General features: G+C 70.6%; 5 protein-coding genes. All 5 read right to left on the reverse strand.

Annotation, left to right across the window (positions count from 1 at the left end):
- Positions 1 to 191: 191 nt before the first annotated feature.
- Positions 192 to 521, reverse strand: coding sequence for a DUF2469 domain-containing protein (locus DQW06_RS00280; protein ID WP_013151287.1), 330 nt, complete (start codon positions 519 to 521; stop codon positions 192 to 194).
- A 206-nt stretch (positions 522 to 727) separates the two neighbouring features.
- A complete protein-coding gene (gene lepB, locus DQW06_RS00285; RefSeq protein ID WP_117197733.1) occupies positions 728 to 1,603 on the reverse strand; it encodes a signal peptidase I in 876 nt (291 codons plus the stop codon).
- A 92-nt stretch (positions 1,604 to 1,695) separates the two neighbouring features.
- Entirely contained in the window at positions 1,696 to 2,040 is a 345-nt protein-coding gene (gene rplS / locus DQW06_RS00290; protein WP_019608682.1) for a 50S ribosomal protein L19, read from the reverse strand.
- A gap of 186 nt (positions 2,041 to 2,226) precedes the next feature.
- The gene (trmD, locus tag DQW06_RS00295) at positions 2,227 to 2,991 is read right to left on the reverse strand and encodes a tRNA (guanosine(37)-N1)-methyltransferase TrmD (RefSeq protein WP_013151284.1); all 765 of its coding nucleotides are present in this window, start codon (positions 2,989 to 2,991) and stop codon (positions 2,227 to 2,229) included.
- Between the two features lie 11 nt (positions 2,992 to 3,002).
- Positions 3,003 to 3,515, reverse strand: coding sequence for a ribosome maturation factor RimM (rimM, locus tag DQW06_RS00300; protein ID WP_117197734.1), 513 nt, complete (start codon positions 3,513 to 3,515; stop codon positions 3,003 to 3,005).
- Positions 3,516 to 3,618 lie beyond the last annotated feature (103 nt).

Below are 3,618 nucleotides of genomic sequence, written 5' to 3' on the forward strand. Positions count from 1 at the left end.
CCCGCCCAGCGTCCTTCGGTACTCGGCCCACCGGTCCAAGGTCGACCACCTCCCGTAACCACGGTCGGTGATCTCCGTTCACGGCGCCAGAGCCGGTTCTCTCCTGTGGAAAACCCCGGCGGCGTCCGGAGGAGGGAGGCCGGACCCGGGGGCCGGGCCCCCGGGGTCTCCCCGGCCGCCCGGTGGCCGGATCAGCTCTGCCCGCTCCCCTCTGCGGGCGGCATCTCCAGGTCGGCCTTGGTGATCTCCTCGACGTTGACGTCCTTGAACGTCACCACGCGGACGTTGCGGACGAACCTGGCCGGACGGTACATGTCCCAGACCCAGGCGTCCTCCATCACGACCTCGAAGTACATCTCCCCGTTCTCGGTCGAACGCGGCTGGAGGTCGACGTGGTTGGTGAGGTAGAACCGCCGTTCGGTCTCCACCACGTAGCTGAACAGACCGACGACGTCGCGGTACTCGCGATAGAGCTGGAGCTCCATCTCGGCCTCGTACTTCTCCAGGTCCTCAGAACTCATCCACGCGCTCGCTTTCGTCGCACTCTCCGGTCGTGGTGTGCCGGTCCCCTCCCATCCGGACACCGCCGACGGCCGGGATGTTCCCGGTCGACGGCGGCCCCGCGCGTCGGGGGACGCCGATACCGTCCAGCCTCCATCATGCGTCACGGAAGGGCCCCGTGTACTCCGCCGTGCGGATTTTCTCGTCGGACCGCCCGCGCGGTACGTCACTCGTCCGCGGCGTTGAGCTCCTCGAAGGACTCGGGGATGCTGAGCGGACCGATCTGCCCGGCCGGCCAGATGATCACGAAGGCCCGTCCCACGACGTGGTCGATCGGGACCGCGCCGCCGCCGGGGTTGTTCTGGTTGAGCCGCGAGTCGGAGGAGATCGCCCGGTGGTCCCCCATCAGCCACAGGTGTCCCTCGGGCACCTCGATCGGGCCGAACTCGGTGTGCGTGGCCACGCTGCCCGGGTACAGGTAGGCCTCTTCTTCGAGGGGGACCCCGTTGACCAGGACGCGGTTCTGCTCGTCGCAGCACTCCACGGTGTCACCGGGCAGGCCGATGACCCGCTTGATGTACTCCTTGCCCGTGGGCGCCGCGCCCAGCTGCTGCTGCACCCACGTGAACGCGGCCGAGACCGGGTTGGTGGGCTCGGGGACCGACACGGTGTTCGGATCGTCCCAGGACCCGTTGCCGTCGAAGACGACCACCTCGCCGCGCTCGATGTCGCGGAGCTCGTAGACGACCTTGTTGACGAGCACCCGGTCCCCGACGAGGAGGGTGTTCTCCATCGAGGTGGAGGGAATGTAGAAGGCCTGCACCAGCCAGGTCCTGATCACGAACGCCAGGACCACGGCGATCACGATCAGGACGGGGAGTTCCTTCCAGAACGACCCCTTCTTCTCGGTGCTCTGGGACTTGCTCATCTCGTCGTCCGCCCCCTCATCCGGCTCCTCGCCGTCGGTACCGGAGACAGCACTGGCTCCCGAGCTCTCATGAGCTCGGGAGCCAGTGGCGGAGTCGTGCTCCTCCGGACCGGGCTGGGCGGATTCCTCGTCCTGGACCCCGTCCGAGCCGAGGTCCTTCTCGTCTTTGCTCATCGAGCCGAAGCCTATCCTGCCTCCCTGGCGGGAGCGGAGAGATTCGACACGGAAAAACGCCGGGAGGAGGCCCCGGGCCACCCGGTCGCGGACTAGCGGCGCTCGCGGATGCGGGCGGCCTTGCCGCGCAGGTCGCGCAGGTAGTACAGCTTGGCGCGACGCACGCGGCCGCGGGCGGCGACCTCGTACTTCTCGATGGCCGGGGTGTGGATCGGGAAGGTACGCTCCACGCCCACGCCGTAGCTCACCTTGCGGATGGTGAAGGTCTCGCGGTTGCCCGAGCCCTGGCGGCGGATGACGACGCCCTTGAAGACCTGGACACGGGTACGGTTGCCCTCGGTCACACGGACGTGGACGTTGAGGGTGTCACCCGGACGGAACTCCGGGACGTCGGAACGAAGCTGGGCCTTCTCCAGCTCCTGAATGGCGGTGTGCATCTCGCGAATCCTCATCGATAGCGCTCCGCGTCCTGCTCCCCGGCAGGGGAGGGGGTACGCGGGCGAGGGCCCGAATGGGTCTGTACTGTCGAACCGCCCGGGTGACCGTCACAGAGGCCGACGTCGTACCGCCGGCATGCGGATGCCGCCGGTCACCGAGGGGGAACCCACCCAGTCTGCCACATCTCAGGTGGCGTCTCGAACGGCCTCCTCGGCCAGGACCTCCCGGTCGCGCCGGTCCAGCGCCTCCTCGGGCAGGGCCTCCACCAGGTCGGGGCGGTTGCGCGCGGTCTTGCGCAGAGCCTGGTCGCGGCGCCAGCGGTCCACGGCGCCGTGGTTGCCCGACAGCAGCACCGGCGGCACCTCCCGGCCGCGCCAGGTGGCGGGTTTGGTGTAGACCGCCCCCTCCACGAGGTTCTCCATGCCGCCGGAGGCGAAGGAGTCCTGCACCGCGGACTCGGTGTTGCCGAGGACGCCCGGCAGCAGCCGGGTGATCGCCTCGACCATCACCAGCGTCGCGGACTCGCCGCCGTTGAGCACGTAGTCGCCGATGCTGACCTCCTCGACGGGCATCCGCTCCGCGGCGTCCGCCGCGACCCGCGAGTCGATGCCCTCGTAGCGGCCGCAGCCGAAGACCAGCCGCTCCTCCTTGGCCAGGCGCTCGGCGTCGGCCTGCCGGAAGGGGCGTCCGCTGGGAGTGGGCAGGATCAGCCGCGCGGGGCCCTCGCCCACGACCTCGTCCAGCGCCTCGCCCCACGGCTCGGGTTTCATCACCATGCCGGGGCCGCCGCCGTAGGGGGTGTCGTCCACGGTGTTGTGGCGGTCGTGGGTCCAGGAGCGCAGATCGTGCACGCGCACGTCGAGCAGCCCGGACACGCGGGCCCTGCCGATCAGGGACAGGTCCAGGGGGCCGAAGTACTCGGGGAAGATGCTGATGATGTCGATGCGCACGGCGCGCCCCTTCAGTCGGCGAGGTCGAGCAGGCCGGGCGGCGGGTCGATGACGATCCGGCCGCCGGCCACGTCCACCTCGGGGACCAGGGCCGCCACGAAGGGCACGTACACCTCCGCGCCGTCCGGGGTGGTCACCACCAGGAGGTCCTGCGCGTGGTGGAGCACGTCCGCGACCGTACCGACCGGGTCCGCGCCGGTGGTCACCGCGGCCAGGCCGATGAGTTCGTGGTCGTGGAACTCGTCCGGGTCCTCCAGCGGCGGGATGTCCTCGGAGTCCACGAGCAGGGCGGTGCCGCGCAGCCCCTCCGCGGCGTCGCGGTCGGCCACGCCCTCGAAGCGCACGAGCAGGCGGCCGCTGTGGCGGCGCGTGGAGACGACGGTGAGCGGACCGGCCTCGGCCGGGTCGGTGGCCAGCACGGAACCGTCGGCGAACCGGGCCGCGGGGTCGTCCGTGCGCACGTCCACCGCGACGTCGCCGCGGACGCCGTGCGCGCGGCCGATCCGGCCGACAACGAGTCGCATGGGGATTCTTCCTTCCGCCCCTCGGGGGGTGAGAAAACTGTGCCCGGGACCGGGCGCGTGCGGTGGGCACGGGCCCCGGGGTCCCGGGCACGGCTGCGGGGGG

It is taken from the genome of Nocardiopsis sp. TNDT3, from assembly GCF_003427465.1.
Classification (GTDB): domain Bacteria; phylum Actinomycetota; class Actinomycetes; order Streptosporangiales; family Streptosporangiaceae; genus Nocardiopsis; species Nocardiopsis dassonvillei.

What these genes read in the sequence shown, in the direction of transcription:
- DQW06_RS00280 (WP_013151287.1), bottom strand. Translation starts at nt 521, where the DNA reads ATGAGTTCTGAGGACCTGGAGAAGTACGAGGCCGAGATGGAGCTCCAG.
- lepB (WP_117197733.1), bottom strand. Translation starts at nt 1,603, where the DNA reads ATGAGCAAAGACGAGAAGGACCTCGGCTCGGACGGGGTCCAGGACGAG.
- rplS (WP_019608682.1), bottom strand. Translation starts at nt 2,040, where the DNA reads ATGCACACCGCCATTCAGGAGCTGGAGAAGGCCCAGCTTCGTTCCGAC.
- rimM (WP_117197734.1), bottom strand. Translation starts at nt 3,515, where the DNA reads ATGCGACTCGTTGTCGGCCGGATCGGCCGCGCGCACGGCGTCCGCGGC.